General features: G+C 42.5%; 14 protein-coding genes. 9 read left to right on the top strand and 5 right to left on the bottom strand.

The features are described 5' to 3' along the window. Positions 1-23 precede the first annotated feature (23 nt). Both EJ103_RS13365 and EJ103_RS13360 read left to right on the top strand, forming a co-directional pair. A complete protein-coding gene (locus tag EJ103_RS13365) occupies positions 24-1,361 on the top strand; it encodes an MATE family efflux transporter (protein WP_126008099.1) in 1,338 nt (445 codons plus the stop codon). A 167-nt stretch (positions 1,362-1,528) separates the two neighbouring features. Further along, on the top strand, positions 1,529-2,056 hold the full coding sequence (locus EJ103_RS13360; protein WP_024033246.1) for an acyloxyacyl hydrolase: 528 nt from the start codon (positions 1,529-1,531) through the stop codon (positions 2,054-2,056). 16 nt (positions 2,057-2,072) lie between these two features. Here EJ103_RS13360 and EJ103_RS13355 read toward each other — a convergent pair whose 3' ends face one another. The 4 genes from EJ103_RS13355 to EJ103_RS13340 form a co-directional block, all read right to left on the bottom strand. Further along, positions 2,073-3,140 (bottom strand): cytochrome c peroxidase, encoded by a 1,068-nt coding sequence (locus tag EJ103_RS13355; RefSeq protein ID WP_126008097.1) that lies wholly within the window; start codon positions 3,138-3,140, stop codon positions 2,073-2,075. Continuing rightward, on the bottom strand, positions 3,133-5,811 hold the full coding sequence (locus tag EJ103_RS13350; RefSeq protein WP_126008095.1) for a TonB-dependent receptor: 2,679 nt from the start codon (positions 5,809-5,811) through the stop codon (positions 3,133-3,135). The genes EJ103_RS13355 and EJ103_RS13350 overlap by 8 nt, the downstream gene beginning before the upstream one ends. 16 nt (positions 5,812-5,827) lie before the next feature. Beyond that, positions 5,828-8,572, bottom strand: coding sequence for an Ig-like domain-containing protein (locus EJ103_RS13345; protein WP_126008093.1), 2,745 nt, complete (start codon positions 8,570-8,572; stop codon positions 5,828-5,830). 195 nt (positions 8,573-8,767) lie between these two features. Next, complete coding sequence (locus EJ103_RS13340; RefSeq protein WP_241232273.1) at positions 8,768-9,460, bottom strand: hypothetical protein; 693 nt, start codon at positions 9,458-9,460, stop codon at positions 8,768-8,770. Positions 9,461-9,613: 153 nt separating this feature from the next. Between EJ103_RS13340 and EJ103_RS13335 the strand changes: the two genes are divergently transcribed. The 7 genes from EJ103_RS13335 to EJ103_RS13305 all read left to right on the top strand — a co-directional run bounded on the left by EJ103_RS13335 (position 9,614) and on the right by EJ103_RS13305 (position 18,358). Continuing rightward, positions 9,614-10,975 (top strand): TolC family protein, encoded by a 1,362-nt coding sequence (locus EJ103_RS13335; protein WP_126008089.1) that lies wholly within the window; start codon positions 9,614-9,616, stop codon positions 10,973-10,975. Continuing rightward, a complete protein-coding gene (locus EJ103_RS13330) occupies positions 10,972-12,117 on the top strand; it encodes an efflux RND transporter periplasmic adaptor subunit (protein WP_004588879.1) in 1,146 nt (381 codons plus the stop codon). Before EJ103_RS13335 ends, EJ103_RS13330 begins: the two co-directional genes overlap by 4 nt. Continuing rightward, the gene (locus tag EJ103_RS13325) at positions 12,117-15,302 is read left to right on the top strand and encodes an efflux RND transporter permease subunit (RefSeq protein ID WP_126008088.1); all 3,186 of its coding nucleotides are present in this window, start codon (positions 12,117-12,119) and stop codon (positions 15,300-15,302) included. The genes EJ103_RS13330 and EJ103_RS13325 overlap by 1 nt, the downstream gene beginning before the upstream one ends. Beyond that, the gene (locus EJ103_RS13320; protein ID WP_029772931.1) at positions 15,302-15,985 is read left to right on the top strand and encodes a response regulator transcription factor; all 684 of its coding nucleotides are present in this window, start codon (positions 15,302-15,304) and stop codon (positions 15,983-15,985) included. Before EJ103_RS13325 ends, EJ103_RS13320 begins: the two co-directional genes overlap by 1 nt. Then, positions 15,982-17,268 carry a HAMP domain-containing sensor histidine kinase gene (locus EJ103_RS13315; protein ID WP_126008086.1) on the top strand — a complete coding sequence of 429 codons (1,287 nt, stop codon included), beginning with the start codon at positions 15,982-15,984 and terminating at the stop codon, positions 17,266-17,268. The genes EJ103_RS13320 and EJ103_RS13315 overlap by 4 nt, the downstream gene beginning before the upstream one ends. A 209-nt stretch (positions 17,269-17,477) precedes the next feature. Next, complete coding sequence (locus EJ103_RS13310) at positions 17,478-17,735, top strand: hypothetical protein (RefSeq protein ID WP_126008084.1); 258 nt, start codon at positions 17,478-17,480, stop codon at positions 17,733-17,735. A gap of 278 nt (positions 17,736-18,013) precedes the next feature. Then, positions 18,014-18,358 (top strand): PDZ domain-containing protein, encoded by a 345-nt coding sequence (locus tag EJ103_RS13305; protein ID WP_126008083.1) that lies wholly within the window; start codon positions 18,014-18,016, stop codon positions 18,356-18,358. Between the two features lie 155 nt (positions 18,359-18,513). On the opposite strand, the gene EJ103_RS13300 is transcribed toward EJ103_RS13305, so the two are convergent. Next, on the bottom strand, positions 18,514-19,461 hold the full coding sequence (locus EJ103_RS13300) for an alpha/beta fold hydrolase (RefSeq protein WP_126008081.1): 948 nt from the start codon (positions 19,459-19,461) through the stop codon (positions 18,514-18,516). Positions 19,462-19,545: the final 84 nt, after the last annotated feature.

Here is a 19,545-nt window from a genome sequence, read left to right as displayed (position 1 = left end):
TAAGTTTAGAGTGAGCCTGCCTTATGAGCCGTAATACATCATTACTTTTAAAGTATTTATTTAAGCAAACTTGGCCTATGTTGGTTGGCTTGTTTTCTATTATGGGAAGCCAGCTGGTAGACAGTATTTTTATTGCTAAGCTAGGCGCTGAGCCGCTCGCTGTAGTTGCCTTTAGTATTGCTATTTTTCAGGTAATTGTGGGAGTACAAGTAGGCTTAGGTATTGCGGCAACTGCGACCATTTCTACTGCACTTGGGGAAAATAAAGTTAACTATGCACGCTACTTAGGTAGTTTAATCGTACTTATTGGCACCGTAATTGTAACGCTATTGTGCTTGGCGTTGTGGCTTTTTCAGCAGCCTATAATTTTAGCGCTGGGTGCAACGCCTTCGTTATTTAATTTAACCGAGCTTTACTGGCTACCTTGGCTAATAAGCTGCTGGCTTGGAGCGCTGCTTTATTTTGGTTACAGCATTTGCCGTGCCCATAACGAAACCTTATTGCCTGGGCGAATTATGGTGCTAACCAGTGTGTTAAATATAGCGCTCGATCCATTGTTTATGTTTACCTTTGATATGGGGTTAGCGGGTGCTGCATGGGCAAGCTGTGTTGCTTTTTCAATAGGCTTAGTAGTGGTGTTTTACACGCTTATTAAACGAGAACTTGTAACCTTTGACGTTTTAAAAAACCGCACCGAGCAGGCAATAAAAGCCATTGCCAAAATGATGGCGCCGGCTTTACTTTCACAGTTTATTCCGCCTATTTCAGCCATGATAGTAACGGCATTGATTGCCGCGTATGGTGGGTTTGCTGTAGCAGCTTGGGGGCTTGCAAACCGTATTGAATATATTGCGATTATTTTAATTTTAGCGCTTACCATGGCGCTGCCCCCCATTGTTGGAAATTTAAAAGGGCGGGGCGAGCTTAGGCAAATATTAAGCGTAGTAAAACTTGCGTGCGGTTTTGTAATTGGCATACAAATTTTATTAGCGGTTATTATGCTAGGTGTGGCTAACCCGCTTGCAAATGCGCTTAGCAATAATAGTGAAATAGTAGCTAACCTAACAGATTACTTTGCATTTGTGCCCCTGAGCTACGCGGCTTTGGGTGTATGTATGATCATGGTATCGGTATGTAACGCGCTGGGGTTTGCGACCACGGCCTTATTTATCTCTATATTGCGGCTATTTTTGTGTTTCTTACCACTACTTTGGTTAGGCTCGTATTTTTACGGTTTAACAGGGTTATTTATCGGTATGGCATGCGGTAATACCTTATCGGGTATTGTGGGTTGGCAGCTTTTTAAGCAGCAATATAAGCGGTTAACAACACACGTTAGCGTGCGCTCAAGCACTGTTTAATTATCAATATATTAAAGAAAGTTATTCCACTTAAATTGCAATTATCAAAATAGTTAAATGCAATTAGTATGCACCTCATTGAATCATTGCTTAATCTAGAGCAGCTAAATTTGCTGTGTTTAGGTCAAGCAATTGCAATAAAAATAGAGCTGCTTGAGGTGAATAACATGAAACTTTATAAATTATTTTTAATAGCTATAACGCTATACGCAGGCGCTGCAACGGCTGCACAAGATTACTTTTCGATGAGCTATATTCAAGGTGAAGGAGACGTGCGAGGGATTAAGGTGGCTTATCAATATGCCTTAGATTATCAAATAGAAGGCTTTGAAGAACTAGAGATTTACCTAGAAGCCAATGCCAACTTTTTTGAATACGATGACCCAAAACGCTACGACGCTAATTTAGGCTTATCGCTTTCGCCTGTTATTTTTTATCCTATTGGCAGTATTGCTGGGAACCGCGTTTTTGCCGAGTTTGGTATTGGTTTAAGCTTATTAGATGACACCAAATTTGCGGGTAAAAACATAAGCACACATTACCAGTTTGAAGACCGCCTAGGCATTGCCATGAAATTTGGTGAGGCTGAGCAACATAGCGTGTCGCTTAAGTATTTTCATTATTCAAACGCTGGTATTAAAAAGCCCAACCCAGGCCTCGATTTTATATCGCTAAGCTACTCACGCGCACTTTAGGTGAGTAGCTTACTATTTATAAAATCCGTAAAAATGCCACTAGGTCTGCTTGTTCTTGCTTGGTTAAATTAAGCTTTATAAGCAGGTCGGTGGTTTTAGGGAAGTGTGGGTCGTTTAGTTGGTTTTTTCGTGGTCTGGGCCTTACTCCGCCATGGTTATATAAGGCGACAATGCCGGCTAAATCGTCAAATAAGCCGTTATGCATCCACGGAAATGTTTGCATTAACCCTAATAGCGATGGGGTTCTAAATTGGCCAATATGCTCAGGGTTATGGGTGGCATCGTAGCGGCCTTTATCTTCAAAACGGCGGCCGTAATAATGCAGCCCTGTGCCATGGAATTGGTTGTCGCTGAGTAGTGCGCCGTTATGGCAAGTCATGCATTTAGCTTTAGTTCTAAATAGGTGCAGGCCATTTAACTCACTATCACTTAGGCTACTAACTGCTTGTTGTGGATTTTTATTAAGCTGTGTTAAAAAAGTTTTATAGCGGCTATTTGGCGCTGCTAATGTGCGCTCAAACGCAACTAAGGCTTTTGCCATTTGCTCGGTGGTTAACGTGTTGCTATTAAAAGCGCTTTGATTAAATGCACGGTAACTCTTATCTTTATTTACTCGGGCTAAAGCTATTTTTGGATCTAAGTCCATTTCAATTGGGTTTTCTATTGGCATAAGTGCTTGCTGCTCAGCGGTGCTTGCGCGTCCATCCCAAAAAAAATGTTGCCATTGATCAATACCAAAAATAGCGGGGGTGTTACGCGTGCCTACTTGCTCGTCAATGCCTATGGCAGTTGTACGGCCATCATGAAAGCCTTTGTCGCGTTCATGGCAGGTTGCGCAGCTAACGGTATTATTACGTGAAAGCTGCACATCGTGAAAAAGCTTATCGCCTAGTGCAACATGCTCCGGTTTAGGCGATGCTACAGGCAAAAGCGACATGGGCTCAACGCTTCTTCCGTCACTGGTTTGAATAGCAGGCCAATGAGCTTGGCCTTTACTATAAAGTGAGCGTAAATCGTTACTACTTGTTGATTTGGCGTTTAAGCTAAATGAGCACAGTAAAAAAATGCTTAATAACCTAATCATAGTTATAGCTAACTCCTACCCAAAACATACGCCCGGGCTCAATACCTGATGCTCCTTCGTTTACTGTGTAAGTGCGGGCATTTAATAAATTAGAAATATCCGCTCTTATGTCAATAGATTGGGTTTTTGTGAGGTTATGGCTATAGCGTAAACTTAGCCCTAGCATGGTTCTGGCGCGTATTTCTTGCTCTTCGTATACATCAACTAAGCTTGATTCTACAGGGCAACTTGTACAGCTTTGCTCAAGCCCAATACTTTCGCTAGCCCCGGTACTTACCGCGCTGGTGTAGCTGTCACTGTAGGTAACATTTAAGCCTGTACTAAATGAGCTGTTCCAATCAACATTCCAGCCAAGCGCACCTGACACTGGGGTGCCAAAGTTGGTACGTATTTGCTCTAGCTGCCCAAGCGTTACAAGCTCGCCTTCGCCTTGTGCATTGAGATAATAAACGAGTTCATCAAGGGGGGTATTTTCTGCGCTAGCGCTGTATTCGTCGTTTGAAACTTTGTTTTCAGCGTAGGAGGCATTGGCCCATAAAGAGTGTTTACCAAACTGTGCACTCCACGAGATAGAGTAGCGCTCTGAGCTGCCATCACCCTCGTTAGTCATATAAATGTATTTATAGCCATCACTAGCTGCTTCTTCATCGGTAACCTGAGAAAATTGCTGATGCTTTTTACGTTTTACATATTTGAGCGATATATTGCCTGCTTTTTCAAATGAATGCGCAATGCCTAATGCAAGTTCGTCATCGTAGGGGGTATTTACATCATCAAAGCGGTATTTAAACGCGCCGGTGTAGTTAGACGGTAGCCACCCTTGAAGGTAGCCGTTTTCAATTGGGCGGTACTCTCGGTATGAAAAACGCTGCTGCTCTTTTACTTTATAACCAATAATGGCTGAGTCGTAATAGCGGTTAACCCCTGCGCTAATAATAGTGCGGTTGTTGTTAAATACATCGTAACCAAGGGATAGACGTGGCGCAATATTGTGATTAGCTAAAAAGTCATCGTATTCGTAGCGCATACCTAAATTTAAGCTTAATTGCCCTAAGGTGATGCTATCTGTTGCATAAAACGAGGCGCGATTTAACGCTACATTTATATACTCTGCTGGGGTTACTAAGCGGCCATTAAAATACTGCGCGGTGGCTGTTACATTGTTGCTGTACGCTGTTATGTGATCTTGGTTGTTAAAATCAATTTCGCCCCCTAGCTGCGCTGCAAGTTCGTCAATAGATATAGTGGTTTCAAGCGCTTGGCAGTCAAGTGTGTAACCACTGCAATTAAGTGGTGTACTTGCGCTAGACCATATAATAGGGGAGTCGTAGTTGTAGCTATTTTGTATGCGTTCGCGCTCTACTTCTTGGCGAATAAGCTCTATACCGGCCTTAATATTATGCTCAGTACCTGCTAATTCAAATGAATTGAAATTTAGCGTGTTTTTCCAGCTGGTGGTGTATTGGGTGTTATCTAAAGCGCCATAGCCTCCTTGGCGAGAGTAGCGCGTTTGCGCATCGCCTTGGTCGGCATATTGTCCCCAATCTTTGCCTTTAGCTTGCAGCCAGTTATAAAAGTGCGCAGGGCCTTCTCGGCTGCTATCACTCATACTAAAATTAAGGTTGCTGCGCCAGGTTGCAAAATCAAAGTGCTGGGTAAGTGATGCGACCGCGCCTACAGCGCCGCCTTCTAAATGGAAGTCGCTGTCTTTGGCGTCGGTTATAAAGTCATCTACTTCGTAAGGTGAATACATTAGGGTTAAATCTAATGCGTCTACCCAGCCATTGCGATAACCATATTTAACAATGGCATTTATGTTTTTACGGCTTTGCGTTTTGACTTCCCCTAACGACAAATCGCTGATGTCGCTGGTTAAGTAACTAACACTCATCATTACGCCATGACGCTTATTAATTTGTTTATTAGCACGCAGGTTATAGCTGATTTTTTCATACTTGGGCGTTTCAAGTGTGCTTTGATCAACATTTTGCTGAGAGCTGTCTTGAGCGGCTTCTATAAAGTGATAACTCCCCCAGCTACTTTGATTACCCCGCACACCAAAGCTAAAACTGTCATTGGTAAATACGCTTTTGGTTTTACTATCAACAATGCCACCCGAAAAGCCACCAAACTCAGCCGGAATGTTGTGGTCGTACACTGTGATTGATTCAACTACATCGGAGTTTACATTCATGCTTTGCACGCCGCCCGATACATCGTTTGATGAAGAGCTTAAGCGGCTACTGCTACCTGGATCTATGCGGTTATTGTAGTTTAGTCCATCTAATGAAAAGCCAGTTTGCCATGGCTGCGCGCCTGAGATTGATATTTCTGGTGCGCTGATTTCTGCCAAACTACCAATAGAGTAAGCCTCGTTGCTTAGCTGTACACCAGGGAGCAATGCAATAAGCTCGTTTATATCGCCGTTGCCTTTAGGTGTGGCATTTATAAAGTCACGATTTAAGTAAGAACGCCCAATAACTTCGGGTACTTCTATGCCTATGTACTGGCCTTTTACTTCAATGTGCTCAAGTGCTTCACAACGCTCTTTTTGCTCATTTTTAAGGTCGTTACATGGCTGTGTTTTTGGTTCGGTCTGCTGTTGCTGCTCTGCGGCGTATACACCCTGAGAAAGCAAAAGCAGACACGCGAGGGTAGTCGGTGTCTGCATTTATTACGGCTCTTAGTTAAATACCTAGTGGGGTAGTGTCTTCGCTATCAATTACGCCATCGTTATCGGCGTCTTGGTCGGCAATTAATCCAGCTAAGGCTATATCTTCATCGCTGGTGTTAGGTAAAAAGAAGTTAGGTAAGCCGTCGTGGTCAGTATCTACGCTGGCAATAGCTATGCCTTTAAAGTCATCACGAGAGGCGACTAAGTTGGTCATGCCTATGTAAAGCTCAAGCTGATCGGCTTCGCCATTAACGCCATTATTTATTAAGCTTTGTGCTTTAGTGGTATCGTTAATTAGCGTAAAACTGTTTACTAAATCTTCCATGTTGTCGGCAATAATTGTATCGGCAAAGTTTAAAATAAGAGGCTCAAGCGTATTTAAAAGCGTGCTAGCTTGTGTTTTTGCATTGCTATAGTTTGCTGAAAAATCGCTAATATTCGCCGCGTTAGTGCCCATACTTGAAAGCATAGAATAACGTTCAAATTCACCTGTTTGAGCTTCTTCTAAGCCAATTACTTCGGCTTTAACAGCGGCTAAAATAGTTTCTAGCTGATCGCTTGTTAATGCATTTAGCTCAGGGGTTATTTCAGTAATAGCATCATTTAAAGTGGTACTTGCCAGTGATGTTTGGTTTGCATTAACTAAGTAACCTAAGGTTTCTAAGCGGGCTTCAAACCTGTCTTCGGTATCTTCATCTAGTGCAATGTAGCTAAGTAGTTGATTGTGTACACCAGCTACTTGCTCCGATAAGCCGCCTTTAATAAGCGATACTATTACTTGATTATGAGCTGTAATTGATGAGGTATTACTTAGCGTACGTATATCGCCTGCATTGAGCGTATTAAGCATGATTAAGCACTTATTAGCGGCATTTGCTGTATCACCACCGACTTGCGCAGTTAAATCAACTAACAATTTACAGCCCTTGGAACCGGTTAAAAGCGTGGTTGATGATTCTTTGCTTATGTAGTCATCCGAGGCTATAAAGTCGCCCGCATAGGTAAATACTTGCTGTGCTAGGTCGTTTCTGCCAGCTTCACTTAAAATTAGGCCTGTGCCAGGGACGTTATCAAGCGATGTTAGCGCTCTAAAAAATTCGTTGTAATCACCATTTTCAGTAAAAAAGCTGCGAGCTTGAGCTGCAGCACTCGTTATATCTTCACCACCAAGCAGGCGATTAGCTATATTAAAACCATACACTTGCTCTTGCGCGTTGTTTATATCGGTTTCGCTGTCTGATAGCGTTATTGCTGGATTTTCGTCGCTTTGGTAAAGGCCTTCAATTAAGCCTGCTAAAAATTGAATAGGGTAAGTGTAGTTATTCAAAGTAGCGGCGCTATAAGGCGATGCAGAGTATGCGTAGTTACTATCAAAACCCGTTGAACCATACATGGCAAGTACTTGGTTGGTATAGTCTTTTGCCGCTTCAAATTCACCAGATCTATAAAGGTATTGCGCAGCCCATGCACCATGTAGCGTTTTGTATTGCTCGTATGGTTGGCCTTCGTATTCGCCGCTACGTACTAGCCTGTAACCTGTTTTTACTGCAAGTTGCGCGTAGTTATTAGCAAGCAATTTGGCTTGCGTTAAATCGCTTTCATCTAGGCTTTGCGCATAGCTTTGTAGGGCGTCATCTATTGATAAGCGTACGCCATTTAAAAAGTAGCCATAGCTTGAGGTGTATTCGTCTTCGCGTACTTGCTCTGCGTATAATGAAATTGTATTTAACAAATTACTTGCTTGCGAAACTTGATCAGCAGCTAAATAGCTTTTTACTAAAGAATAAAGCGCTGATGCGTCTGATGAGGCAATGTTATCAAAGCCTTTATCAGCTAAGTATTGGTTGTAGGCCGCCACCGCTTGGTCACGGTAATCGTTTGCTTGTTCTGTTTGGCCTATTTCGTCTAGTGCTTGTGCCACATCTTTTAGTGCCGAAGAACGCGCTGTTTGCTCGTTTATAAGCGCTAAATAGTCGTTAGCAGTATCTAAAAAACCTGCACGTGCATAGGCCGCAGCTTGGGTTGCGTATACCTCATATCGAGAAAGTTCATCGGCAATATTTGCGCTTAACTCGTCGGCTTGTTTTAAGTGCGACAGACTAGAACTGTAATAATAATTAAGTTTATCTTCGTTAGTTACATAAGACGGGCTTAGTGAAATAATTGCAGTTAACGGCTCGCTAATTAGGCCATCTGTGTAGCTAATTTCAAATTGCTCATCAATGCTGCTTAGAGATTGAGCCTCATAGGTAAATTCACCCGTGGTGCTATTTATGCTCATTACGCCATTACTCGGTGGTGTTATTAAGCTAATAGTTACGGTGTCGCCATCTAAGTCTTGTGTAGTAATAACCCCTTGAGTGGTGGTTGAAGAGGTAACAAATACATTAGTAGTTAGTAGCTGCGGGGCATCATTAACATTTTCTACGCTAAAACGTATCACTACATTTGCCGTTAAGCTGCCATCGCTTGCGCTAATGGTTGCTGTGTCTTCTCCAAAATAATTACTAAATGGTGTGTAGGTAAATTCACCGTTTGCTTCAACTGCTATGATGCCATTGCTTGGTGCATTAGCAAGCGTATAGCTTAAGGCCTCGTCGTCGGTGGCTGTTACTTGGCCTGAAAAAGTGGTGTCTTCGTTTACAGTAAAACTTAAATTAGGTTGAGAAAACTGTGGAGCAGTATTACCCGAGCCACCGCCACAACCTGCCAACGCAAGCGCGCATAATATTGGGGTAAATTTAATTAGCTTGTTCATTATTGTTAATATTAAAAGTTAATGATGTTGCGAATGATAACGCATATCAATTAGATTTTAAAGCGTGTAAAGTATTTGTCATATTAATAGTGAGTATCCACAAAGTACTTATAAGGCAGCTAAAACACAAAACCCTGCTATTAACAGGGCTTTATTGTGAGTAAAAATGAGATTAGTAAAGTGGGGGTATGGTTATTAGTTTAAGTCGCTAATAATAAGCAGCGGAAAATTTTTAACTGAACGAGGTTGCCAATCATTATAGCTAATATTGCTAATTCCAAAATAGTTAAGCACCTTAGGTGAGTACGTCCAGCCTCGCGCACGTTGCTTTATGGCGGCGCTGCGTAAACTGGGTTTTAGCCCTACTGTGAGTAGGTTGTGATTTACATTTAGCTTTGTGTAAAAGGCTTTTTCTCGCAAGCTTGCTTTAGCAATTACCTCATCGTAATGGGCGCGTAATGCCTGCCACTTTTTGCTTTTTTGTGGTTCTTTTAAATGCTTTACCATGGCATCAATATCACTATCTAACCACTTAGCTGAGGCTGCATCCCCATGCCAGCCAATAATCGTATTGGGCTCAATTGTAGTAGGGTGCCCAGCAAGCAACACATAATTAGCACACGACGAAAAGCAAAACTGCTTTATGTTTACTGTTAGCTTATGCGCCAAAATTAATTCGGCTAAGTCCATCCCTAAATCTATGTTTCCGCCGCCGCTGGTAATCGTAAATGTATTAATTGTAGGGTTAGTTTTTAAAAGCTCAGCTGCCGTATTGTTATTTTGTTTGTTGATTTGGCCACTGTATATAATGGTTTTATCACTTAAGGTTACTTGAGCCTGCAATAACGTGGGGAGTATTAAAAAAAGGGTAAAAATTAATTTATGCATATGAGTTTTAAGTGAGTATTTTTGCCAAAGGCTACGTAATTTGGCTAAACGAGGCAAATACTAATTTGTCTAAAGTAAGTTAACCCCTTTTAACCCATCCTTAACCCTTGCCCTAATACACTGTGTGTAATGATGTAAATTAGGCACAGTTAAATGGTTTATTTTAAAAAGCGCTCAACGGTTTTATTGCTTGCACTTAGCTGCACGCTTGCTGCGTGTAGTAGCCAGCCAAGCTATACAGGTAATAGCACCGAGCAATCGCTAAAGCAGCATGCAAATTGGCAATACACACAAGATGATGCAACCGAGGTAAGTTATATCACTGATTTAGTGAATATAGCGGGGCTTGATTCGCTTATTAACCAAGCCGTTGCAAATAATCCTTCATTTAACCAGGTGCATGTGGCGCTAAAACTTGCTTATGCGCAGCGCGATGTTACCGCAGCAAGCCAGTGGTTTAGTGTAGATGCCGATTTTGACGCTCAGCGCAACGAAACAACTGGCACGCAGTACAGCTCATCACTAGGGGTTAGCTGGGAGGCCGACGTATGGCAAAAAATTGCTGATAACGTAGCCGCGCAAGACATGACCATAGCTAGTAATCAGGCCACTTACCAAGGCGCTAAAGACACCTTAGTAGCCAGCGTGATGCGCACGTATTTAAACATTATTTTGCAGCAAGATTTACTTAACATAGAGCAGCAGCGCTTAACGGTTTTAGAAAATAACGAGCAAAGCATTGTTGAGCGTTACCAATACGGCTTAGGTGATTTAGAAGCCCTTGATACCGCGCGTACAAATACCGCTTCTACCCGAGCCACTATTGCCGATTATCAAGAACAAATAGCGCAAGCTAAACGTGCTTTAGTATTATTAGTGGGCGTTGATAAACTTGAAAACTTACCTACTACCTCTGTTTTACCTGAGGTTATTGAGCCGCTAAGCGCGTTACCAGAGCAAGATTTAGCGCGTCGCCCCGATTTACAAAGTGCCTATTACAATATTCAATCTAAACGTTATTTAGTGGATGTAGCTTACAAAGATTTACTGCCAAGCATTACGCTTTCGGCATCGCTTAGCGATTTAGCAGCTACACCCAGCCAAGCATTATTAACCAGCCCAGTTTGGAACTTATTAGGCAGTTTAAGTGCGCCATTGTTTCAAGGCGGGGCACTTCGTGCACAAGTTGATATTGCAAAATTAAATTCCGAACAGGCGTTTTGGGAATACCAAGACACGCTACTTAGCGCCGTAAACGAAGTAGAAAACGCACTAGGCCAAGAGCAATCATTAACACAGCAGCAGCTACAAATTAGTAAAGCACTTGCCAGTGCTAAGCGCAGTTATAGCAACTACCAAAGCAAATACCAGCAAGGTTTGGTTGATATTTTAGATTTACTAACCGTGCAGCAGCAGGTGTACGACCTACAAGCTCAGCTTAGCCAAATAAATTACACCTTTTTAACTAACCGTATAGATTTAGGCCTTGCCTTGGGCCTTGGAGTATCGTCATGAAAATTTCGCCAGTACCTGTTGTTGTAACTCTTGTTGCCATTGTTTGTATAGGGCTTGCTATTTCATATAACGGCCAAAAAATGGCGCAGCAAGCAAATGGCCCAAAGCCTGAGCCGGCTAAATCTGTGGCGCCCAATGTATCGGTTATTAACGCTGTGCCAAGTACGTATCAAGCCTATGTTAGCGGCCACGGTGAGGCTAAAGCACACTGGGCACTTAGCTTAAAAGCACAAGTTAAGGGCGAAATAACCAATATGAGCGAGCAATTTGCTACCGGTAATGTAGTTAAAAAAGGCCAAGTGCTTGCACAAATAGATAACACCGAATACTTACAAGCAGTCGCTAGCGCTAAAGCCACATTGGCAGATGCCAAACTTGCCCTACAAGAAGAGCAAGACTTAGGAAACCAAGCAAAGCGTGAATGGCAGCGCTCGGGTGTAACACAAGCACCAAGCTCGCCTTTAGTATTTAGAACGCTACAGCTAGAAGCCGCCCAAGCAACGGCCGATAACGCCCAATACGCACTACAAACTGCGCAGCGTGATGAAAAAAACACCCATATAAGTGCCCCTTTTGATGCTGTTATTTTATCGCGCGATGTAGATTTAGGCACTTACGTAAGCATCGGCGATACACTGGCTACATTAAACAGCACCGACAAAGTAGAAATTAGCGTACCGCTTTCATTAAGCCAATGGCAAAACCTGGCAAGCGATAAGTCGGGCGAGGTTATTTTAAGTGATGTAACAACACAGAATCAGTGGCAAGGTTACATTGCTCGTTTTGAGCAGCATCTTGACGATAGCTCTCGCCAGCGCAGTGTAGTGGTTGCGCTAGACAAACCTTTTGAGCAAGCAACACCATTGCTACCAGGTACATTTTTAGCAGTACAAATTGCCGGTAAAGCGCTTAACAACGTAATTAAATTACCCGCCTCAGCAGTATCGCAAGAAGGCTTAATTTGGTACGTAAACGAGCAAAACACGTTAATGAGCATTCAAGCGCAAAAACTATTTGAGCGCGGTGATTACGTTTATATCTCTCCTATTGAAGGACACACTAATTTACGTGTGGTGGCTCGCCCACTCGTAAGCTACTTAAACGATATGTTAGTAAACCCAATTGTTGAGGAGATGCCATAATGAGCCCGCATCAAGCACCGCAATTACCTAATAATACTAACCCTTTGCACGGCATTATTAGCTGGTTTGCTAACAACTCAGTGGCCGCCAATTTATTACTCATTAGCGTAATAGTAATGGGCATAATGTCGCTTTCTACTTTGCGTAAAGAGGCGTTTCCAAGCCTTGAGCCAGATACTATTTCGGTATCGGTGGTTTACGACAGTGGCGATGCCTTACAAGCAGAAGAAGGCATCGCCCTAAAAGTAGAAGAAGCCCTTGAAACCGTACCGGGTATTAAGCGCATTACCTCTACATCTGATGCCAGCGGCAGCCATGTAAGCATTGAGAAAAAAACCGACTACTCGCTTGATGAGCTACTCACCGATGTTAAAAACCAAGTTGATGCCATAAATAACTTTCCGGCAGATGCCGAAGAGCCGGTGATCGACAAAGCGCGCAGGCAAGATCACGCATTAACTTTACAATTATTTGGTGATGCCGACCGCCATACGTTGCAAAACCTAGGTGAAAAACTAAAAGCCGATTTATTAGCTAAATCGGGCATTAGCGATGTAGAGCAATCGGGCGTGCTTGACCCTATGATGTCGGTAGAAATCGACGAAGGCAAACTACAAGCCTACGGCTTAACTATTAGCGATGTAAGTGAGGTGATTAACAACGAATCATCGAGCCCGCTTTCTACTAGTTTGCGAGATAGCAATAAAATTATGCGCCTAAAAGCGGCAGATCAAGCTTATTGGCAGCGCGACTTTGCCAATATTGTGTTACTTACAACGCAATCAGGCACACAAATTAAATTAGGTGATGTAGCAACCGTTACCGACACATTCGCAGAAGATACCAACTCACTAAGTCGTTATAACCAACAAAATGCCGTAGGCATTGAAATTTTAATGGATGAAAATAGCGATATAACCACCATAGTTGAGCAAGCACAAAGCGTAATTGATACATGGCACGAGCGCGGCTTATTACCGCAAAATGTAGAGCTTGAAAGCTGGCACGACAAAAGCACTATGATCACCGAGCGCCTATCGCTGCTTACTAAAAATGCCGTAACCGGTATTATTATGGTGTTTGTTATTTTAGCGATATTTTTAAATGTACGCGTTGCGCTATGGGTTGCAGGTGGCTTGCCATTTGTTTTTTTTGGCACACTGTACTTTATGACCGACAGCTACACCGCGCTGACCATAAACGAAATGACCACCTTTGGTTTTATTATGGCGCTGGGGATCGTGGTCGACGATGCCGTGGTTGTAGGGGAGAGTATTTACACCACTCGCAAAAAACACGGCGACACCCTTAATAACACGATTTTAGGTACCATGAAGGTGGCTGTACCTACCATATTTGGCGTATTAACCACGGTAGCTGCGTTTGTTGCGCTTTCGAATGTATCTGGCAATTTAGGTAAAATTTACTCACAGTTTGCGACCGTAGTGACGATTTGTTTACTGCTTTCGGTTGTTGAATCAAAACTTATTTTACCGTCGCATTTAGCCCACGTAAGCACTAAACGCCAGTTGAAATCGGGCCTTAGTGGCTTGTGGTCAAAGGTGCAGCACGGCGCCGACAGCGGCCTAACTTGGTTTAGCGATAAAGTGTACCGCCGCGTTATTGAATACTCGTTACGCTTTAGGTACGCCATTGTTGCTGCATTTGTGGCCTTTTTTATTCTGGTTGTTGGTATGCCTATGACCGGTGCAGTAAAAGTAGGTTTTTTCCCAAGTATTGCCGGCGACACCGTAACCGCTGAGCTTGTTATGCAAAACGATGCAGCGTATGGGCAAACTAATAAAAACTTGTTAGCGCTTGAGCAAAGTGCACTACAAGCCCAGCAAAATTTAATGGATAAGTTTGACTCGCAAGAGAGCGAAATAACGAGCTTACAATTAGTGAGCAGTAGCGATACTAGCGGTACGGTAAGTGTTGAGCTATTAAACGAGGGCGACTTTACTGCAAGCGAATTTGCACAAGAATGGCAGCGCCTTGCCGGTATGCCAGAGGGCAGCAAAAAGCTACAAGTATTGGCTACACGTAAAATGGTCGATAACTTTAAAGTGGAGCTAAAAGCCTGGGATGACGAAACCGTAATGGCCGCTGGTGCACTGTTTAAAGAGCGCTTACAAAATACCGCTGGTGTTAATGGCATAGACGATAATTTAAACCCAGGTCAGCCACAGCTTAAATTTACCTTAAACGCACAAGGGCGCGCTTTAGGTATGGATACGGCGAGCCTATCAGAGCAGGTTTTACAAGCTTTTGGTGGAGCAATTGTACAGCGTTACCAGCGCGATAAAGACGAAGTAAAAGTACGTGTGCGTTACCCAGAAAACGCCCGTAAAACACCAGCCGATATTATGCAATCGCGTATTAGGTTACCCGATGGCACCGTAGTACCTTTGGTTAACGTAGCCAATATAAGTAGCGAATATCAGCAAGATGAAATAACCCGCATTGACGGCCTACGTGCAATTTACTTAAGCGCTCAAGTAGATAAAAACATTGTGGCATCTAACGAATTAGTTGCTAACTTAAGCCGCGATTTAGTACCTGAGCTTAACGCGCAATTTCCTAACTTAAGTATTCATTTTGCCGGAGAAGCCGAAGAGCAAGACGAAACAACAGGCTCAATGGCCACTATGTTTATAGCCGCGTTATTAGTTATTTACGTATTGCTGGCGATTCCGCTTAAATCGTACATTCAACCTATGTTGATTATGGTGGCGATTCCCTTTGGTATTGTGGGGGCTATTTTAGGCCATTGGTGGAACGACTTAACCATCAGCATACTTTCTTTAAATGGTATTTTGGCGCTCAGTGGGGTGGTTGTAAACGACAGCCTATTATTGGTATCGCGCTTTAACGAGCTGGTAAAAGATGAAGGCATGAGCACGCACGATGCCATTGTAGAGTCGTGCACAAGCCGCCTGCGCGCGGTAATGCTTACCTCAATTACCACCTATGCGGGCTTAGTGCCGTTATTAAGCGAAACCTCAATGCAGGCACAGTTTTTAATTCCTGCTGCGGCATCACTTGGTTATGGTATTTTGTTTGCCACGGTTATTACATTAATCCTTATTCCGGCATTATTAATGATTCAAATAGACATTAAGCGCTTACTTGCCAATGTGTTAGACTTTTTAAGTGGTAAACGCACCGTAGGAGCTGCCTCTTAATGATAAACGTACTACTGGTTGAAGACGACATAGACCTGGCAACAACAATTGTTGATTACCTCGATATAGAAGACATTGAGTGTGACCATGCAAGCAACGGCGTTTTGGGCTTAAATTTACTGCAAATTAATGATTATCAAATGATTATTTTAGATGTAAACATGCCCAAAATGGACGGCTTAACAATGTGCAAAACATTGCGTGAACAAGGTAAAGATATTCCGGTATTAATGTTGACCGCACGCGATAGCCTCGATAATAAACTTGAGGGCTTTGCCGCCGGTAGCGACGACTATTTAGTAAAACCCTTCGCTATGAAAGAGTTAGTAGCGCGGGTACAAGTGCTGGCAAAGCGCAAAAGTGGTGAGGCAAAACGCCTCACCTTAGCTAATTTAAATTTAGATTTAGCAAAGCGCAGTGCCGATGTAGAGGGGCAAACATTAAAGTTATCGCCCATTGCATTTAAATTGCTAGAAACCTTAGTACGCCATGCGCCGCAGCCTGTTACGCGCAGTAGCATTATGCAAGCTATATGGGGCGAAGAGCAGCCCGACAGCAACAGTTTAAAAGTGCATGTACATCATTTGCGCAAGCAATTAGAAGCCACCACACACCAAGTTACACTTGAAACCATTCCTAGTGTGGGCTTTGCAATAACAGCAAATGAAGGGCAACCACAATGAAAATAAGGCCTAGTTTAAGGCTCTACTTTTTTGCCAGTATGGTAGTGCTTAGCTCTGCTATGGCCATTGGCTTTTCGTTTTTAAGTGTAAATTACTTTATTGATGGGCTAGATAAAGGCTTAAACGGGGTGATGTTAAAGCTTTCGCAAACCACAGAAGTAAAGCCTGGGGAAACAAAAGAGCTGGTGGGCTTTAATATAGCAAGCCGCTGGGAAGACATGCCTGCGTCAATTCAGCAGCGTTTTAAAAAACCAACAGAGGTGGGGCTTTTACATAAAACAAAAGACAGGCCATCGATGTTTTCTATGCCGCAAAATTTATTTTTTGTGGTGTATTATCCAAACCCCGAAGGCGAGCCGCGTTATATATCGCGCATTATGCTCGAAAAAGACAAACCCCAATTGCTCGCTAATATAGAGCCCGAACAACGCATGCTTTGGATTGCCATTACAGGCATTGCGGCCATTGTGTTATTTGCGTTTTTTTTGTTTATGGTAATGAAAAAAATAGCCAAGCCAGTGGAGTCGTTAAGAGGCTGGGCTAAATCGTTAAACCAAACTAATCTGCAGCAAACACCGCCCGATTTTACATATAACGAACTAAACACTTTAGCCACATTAATACGCAGCAGCTTACTTTCGGCGAATGAAAGCGTAGAGCGTGAGCAGCGCTTTTTAAGCTATGCCAGCCACGAGCTGCGGACGCCAATTTCGGTTATTCGCAGTAACGTTGAGCTACTCAACCGGCTGAGCGAAAAAGCCCCGTTAAGTGATAAACAACAGCTTACACTTGAGCGTATAGAGCGCGCTGGTTTAACCATGAGCGATTTAACCGATACGTTATTATGGCTAAGCCGCAACGAAGATCAGCAAAGTAGTCCAGAACCTGTAAACCTTAGTGATAAAATAACGACCCTGAGTAACGAGCTTAATTACCTGCTTAATGCGAAGCACGTTGAGGTGGTTTTAAACACCCAGCAAGAGAGCGTTATTACCACCGATGCTACTGCGTGCCACATAGTACTGACTAATTTAATTCGTAATGCCTACCAACATACCCAATTTGGCCAAGTACACATTACGCAGCAAGGCAGTAAAGTGACTATTGTTAATTGTAGTAAGCAAGACGATGCCCCTAAAGCGAGCTCGCCTTCAGCAAAACACGCCAGTATAGGGTACGGACTAGGCCTGCAATTAAGCGAAAAAATAATAAAACGCCACGGTTGGGTTTACGATGTAAACGACAAGCCAGGGCGCTATGAAGTGGTGGTCGATTTTAGTTAGTTATTTGGTTAATTAGGTTTCAAGTATTAATAACCGCGCTAAGGCTTTTTATAAAGTGTTAGCGCGGTTTTTTATGTGAAATTAAACATTTGATTGAATAGTATGCGATAGTGGAGTGTGAAACTGGGAATGGGAAATTGCTCTATAGTAATCAGGGCAATCCAGTACAAACTAGTTGCGATTATTGAATGTTTTATTTTAGGAGATGTATGCAGATACTTTTAGTTTTTATATTACTTTGCCCATTTGGGGTATGTAGTGCTGAAAACACATCGCTTGTTATTTCTGAAAATGTACTGAGCTCAGATGAAGCAAAAAAATTAAACATTCATCGACTAGTTGATGGAAATAGTGAAAATTTGGACGATAGCTGGATAATACTAATGTATCCCGACGTTGATCAACAAGGCCAACCAATATCTGAGTTATGCATAAGTATTAATAGTGGTCCAAAGAAGTTAGCTTAGTTGTGTGCTGCTATAAACAAGTCTGAAATTAGCGGGTTTAATCGTTCTGATTTTGAAATAGGGGAAAGTGTTTCTGTTTCAGCTGATTTTACATATGGTGCGGCTAGTTATACTTTACAAAATGTTTTATTACTTGAAAGCGAAGACTATGAGTCATTCAAAGAGCGATATAACAAACGCGGCGACCCAGAGAATGATTAATAGTCATATATTTAGCAAACAATACAAAAAACGATACCAACATATTTAGTGTTGGATAACATGGAGTGTTTATTTTTATGTTCAAAATTATAATTATTTTAATATCAATTATTTCTTTTAATGCCTTGGCAGCAGAAGAAGTGAAGCTTGGAGTTGTAGGGAACGTTGGGGCGGATGGCTTTTTTAGCCCAAAAGTAATGTCATTTATTATTGAAAACGTAAAGCCTAATTCACCCGCTGAGAAAGCAGGGATTGTTGCAGGGCAAAAAATTATTTCTGTAGAAGGCTGTAAAATTCCGGGCTGCCCTGCCAGTAAAGCAAAAAAATTAATGCGAAAGGAGTCAGGGGACATCTTACAGTTAGTTTTAGAAAATGAGGATGGTAGCCAAGTTCCTTTAGAGGTTCCTATGAATGCTTGGTAAGACTAATGAGCTTTAAGCACCGTTAATTGTCGGACGGTGCTGCGCTTCCGACCTACGTTTTAAAACGGTTTAAAAGTCTATTAAAAAAGCGGCTGAACGTAGTAAACGTTAAGCCGCTTTTTTGTGATTACTGATAGGATAATACTTGTAAATGATTATTCGGGGGCAGCTTGCTTGGTTTTTCTAAACATAAACTCAAGGGGAATGTGTAGGCGTTTTGCCCATGCGTTTTCGGTGTGATCTTCCCCCGGGAAATACTGGCTTTGCCATAGCTTTGCTGGGTATTGTTGCGCCATAAATAAATCATCAATTTGCGCTTGTAGCTTAGGGTACATGGCATCTAAAGTGCTGTCGCCGTAATCAAAATACACTTTTTGGTTACTCAGCTTTGCGATGTTGTTGGCAATGTAATTTTTAAACTCGGCAAATACTTCGTCGTCGTGGCTAAAAATACCCGGCCAGTGGGTCGACATACAAATAGCGCCGGCAAATTCGTTAGGGTAATTAAGTAGTGTATACCACGATATAAGCCCACCCATGCTAGAGCCACCAATATAGCGGTGCTGCGCGCCTTTGTTTACGTTGTAGTTAGACTCTATATAAGGAATAACTTCTTTAACTAAAAAGCGTGAGTAGTTGTCTGAGTACACCTTAGAGGCAAATAATTTGTGGCCTGGGTATTTTTCTAACTGGTATAGGGCATTTTGCTTTTGTTTGCTCAAGGCCTCAAACGGTTGTTGTGGGTAGTATTCGCTGTGGCGGTTTTCAACGGCGTTTGGAATGCCTACCACAATAAATGGGCGTACTTTGCCTTGCTCTATTAATGAGCCGGCTACTTCATCTACGCGCCATTCTTGCTTGTTCCATGTGCTATTGGCATCAAACAGCATGCGGCCATCGTGCATGTAAAGTACATCGTAGGTGGTGTTTTTGTTGTAACCTGGCGGTAGCCATACATTTAAAAAACGGTTTTTTACAAACTGTGATTCTATATTGTCGATCACCTCAATGTGGCCCTTGCTTACTTGCACTGTGGGCGTATTTGCATAGCTGGTATGCACTACAAATATTGATAAGCTAAACAGTAAAGCAACTAATTTCATGGTGGCGCCTTAGCATACAAAAAGTGCACTATCACAAGCTTGCGTTGTTAATTCAATGTGAATACGTATGCACTTGTATTTAAG

Source organism: Pseudoalteromonas sp. Xi13 (assembly GCF_003952205.1).
GTDB lineage: Bacteria > Pseudomonadota > Gammaproteobacteria > Enterobacterales > Alteromonadaceae > Pseudoalteromonas > Pseudoalteromonas atlantica.
The sequence above is the reverse complement of the archived record's forward strand: the minus strand, read 5'-3'. Positions and strand labels throughout refer to the sequence as shown.

Coding starts and splice junctions, on each gene's coding strand:
- EJ103_RS13365 (WP_126008099.1), top strand. CDS start 24: ATGAGCCGTAATACATCATTACTTTTAAAGTATTTATTTAAGCAAACT.
- EJ103_RS13360 (WP_024033246.1), top strand. CDS start 1,529: ATGAAACTTTATAAATTATTTTTAATAGCTATAACGCTATACGCAGGC.
- EJ103_RS13355 (WP_126008097.1), bottom strand. CDS start 3,140: ATGATTAGGTTATTAAGCATTTTTTTACTGTGCTCATTTAGCTTAAAC.
- EJ103_RS13350 (WP_126008095.1), bottom strand. CDS start 5,811: ATGCAGACACCGACTACCCTCGCGTGTCTGCTTTTGCTTTCTCAGGGT.
- EJ103_RS13345 (WP_126008093.1), bottom strand. CDS start 8,572: ATGAACAAGCTAATTAAATTTACCCCAATATTATGCGCGCTTGCGTTG.
- EJ103_RS13340 (WP_241232273.1), bottom strand. CDS start 9,460: ATGCATAAATTAATTTTTACCCTTTTTTTAATACTCCCCACGTTATTG.
- EJ103_RS13335 (WP_126008089.1), top strand. CDS start 9,614: ATGGTTTATTTTAAAAAGCGCTCAACGGTTTTATTGCTTGCACTTAGC.
- EJ103_RS13330 (WP_004588879.1), top strand. CDS start 10,972: ATGAAAATTTCGCCAGTACCTGTTGTTGTAACTCTTGTTGCCATTGTT.
- EJ103_RS13325 (WP_126008088.1), top strand. CDS start 12,117: ATGAGCCCGCATCAAGCACCGCAATTACCTAATAATACTAACCCTTTG.
- EJ103_RS13320 (WP_029772931.1), top strand. CDS start 15,302: ATGATAAACGTACTACTGGTTGAAGACGACATAGACCTGGCAACAACA.
- EJ103_RS13315 (WP_126008086.1), top strand. CDS start 15,982: ATGAAAATAAGGCCTAGTTTAAGGCTCTACTTTTTTGCCAGTATGGTA.
- EJ103_RS13310 (WP_126008084.1), top strand. CDS start 17,478: ATGCAGATACTTTTAGTTTTTATATTACTTTGCCCATTTGGGGTATGT.
- EJ103_RS13305 (WP_126008083.1), top strand. CDS start 18,014: ATGTTCAAAATTATAATTATTTTAATATCAATTATTTCTTTTAATGCC.
- EJ103_RS13300 (WP_126008081.1), bottom strand. CDS start 19,461: ATGAAATTAGTTGCTTTACTGTTTAGCTTATCAATATTTGTAGTGCAT.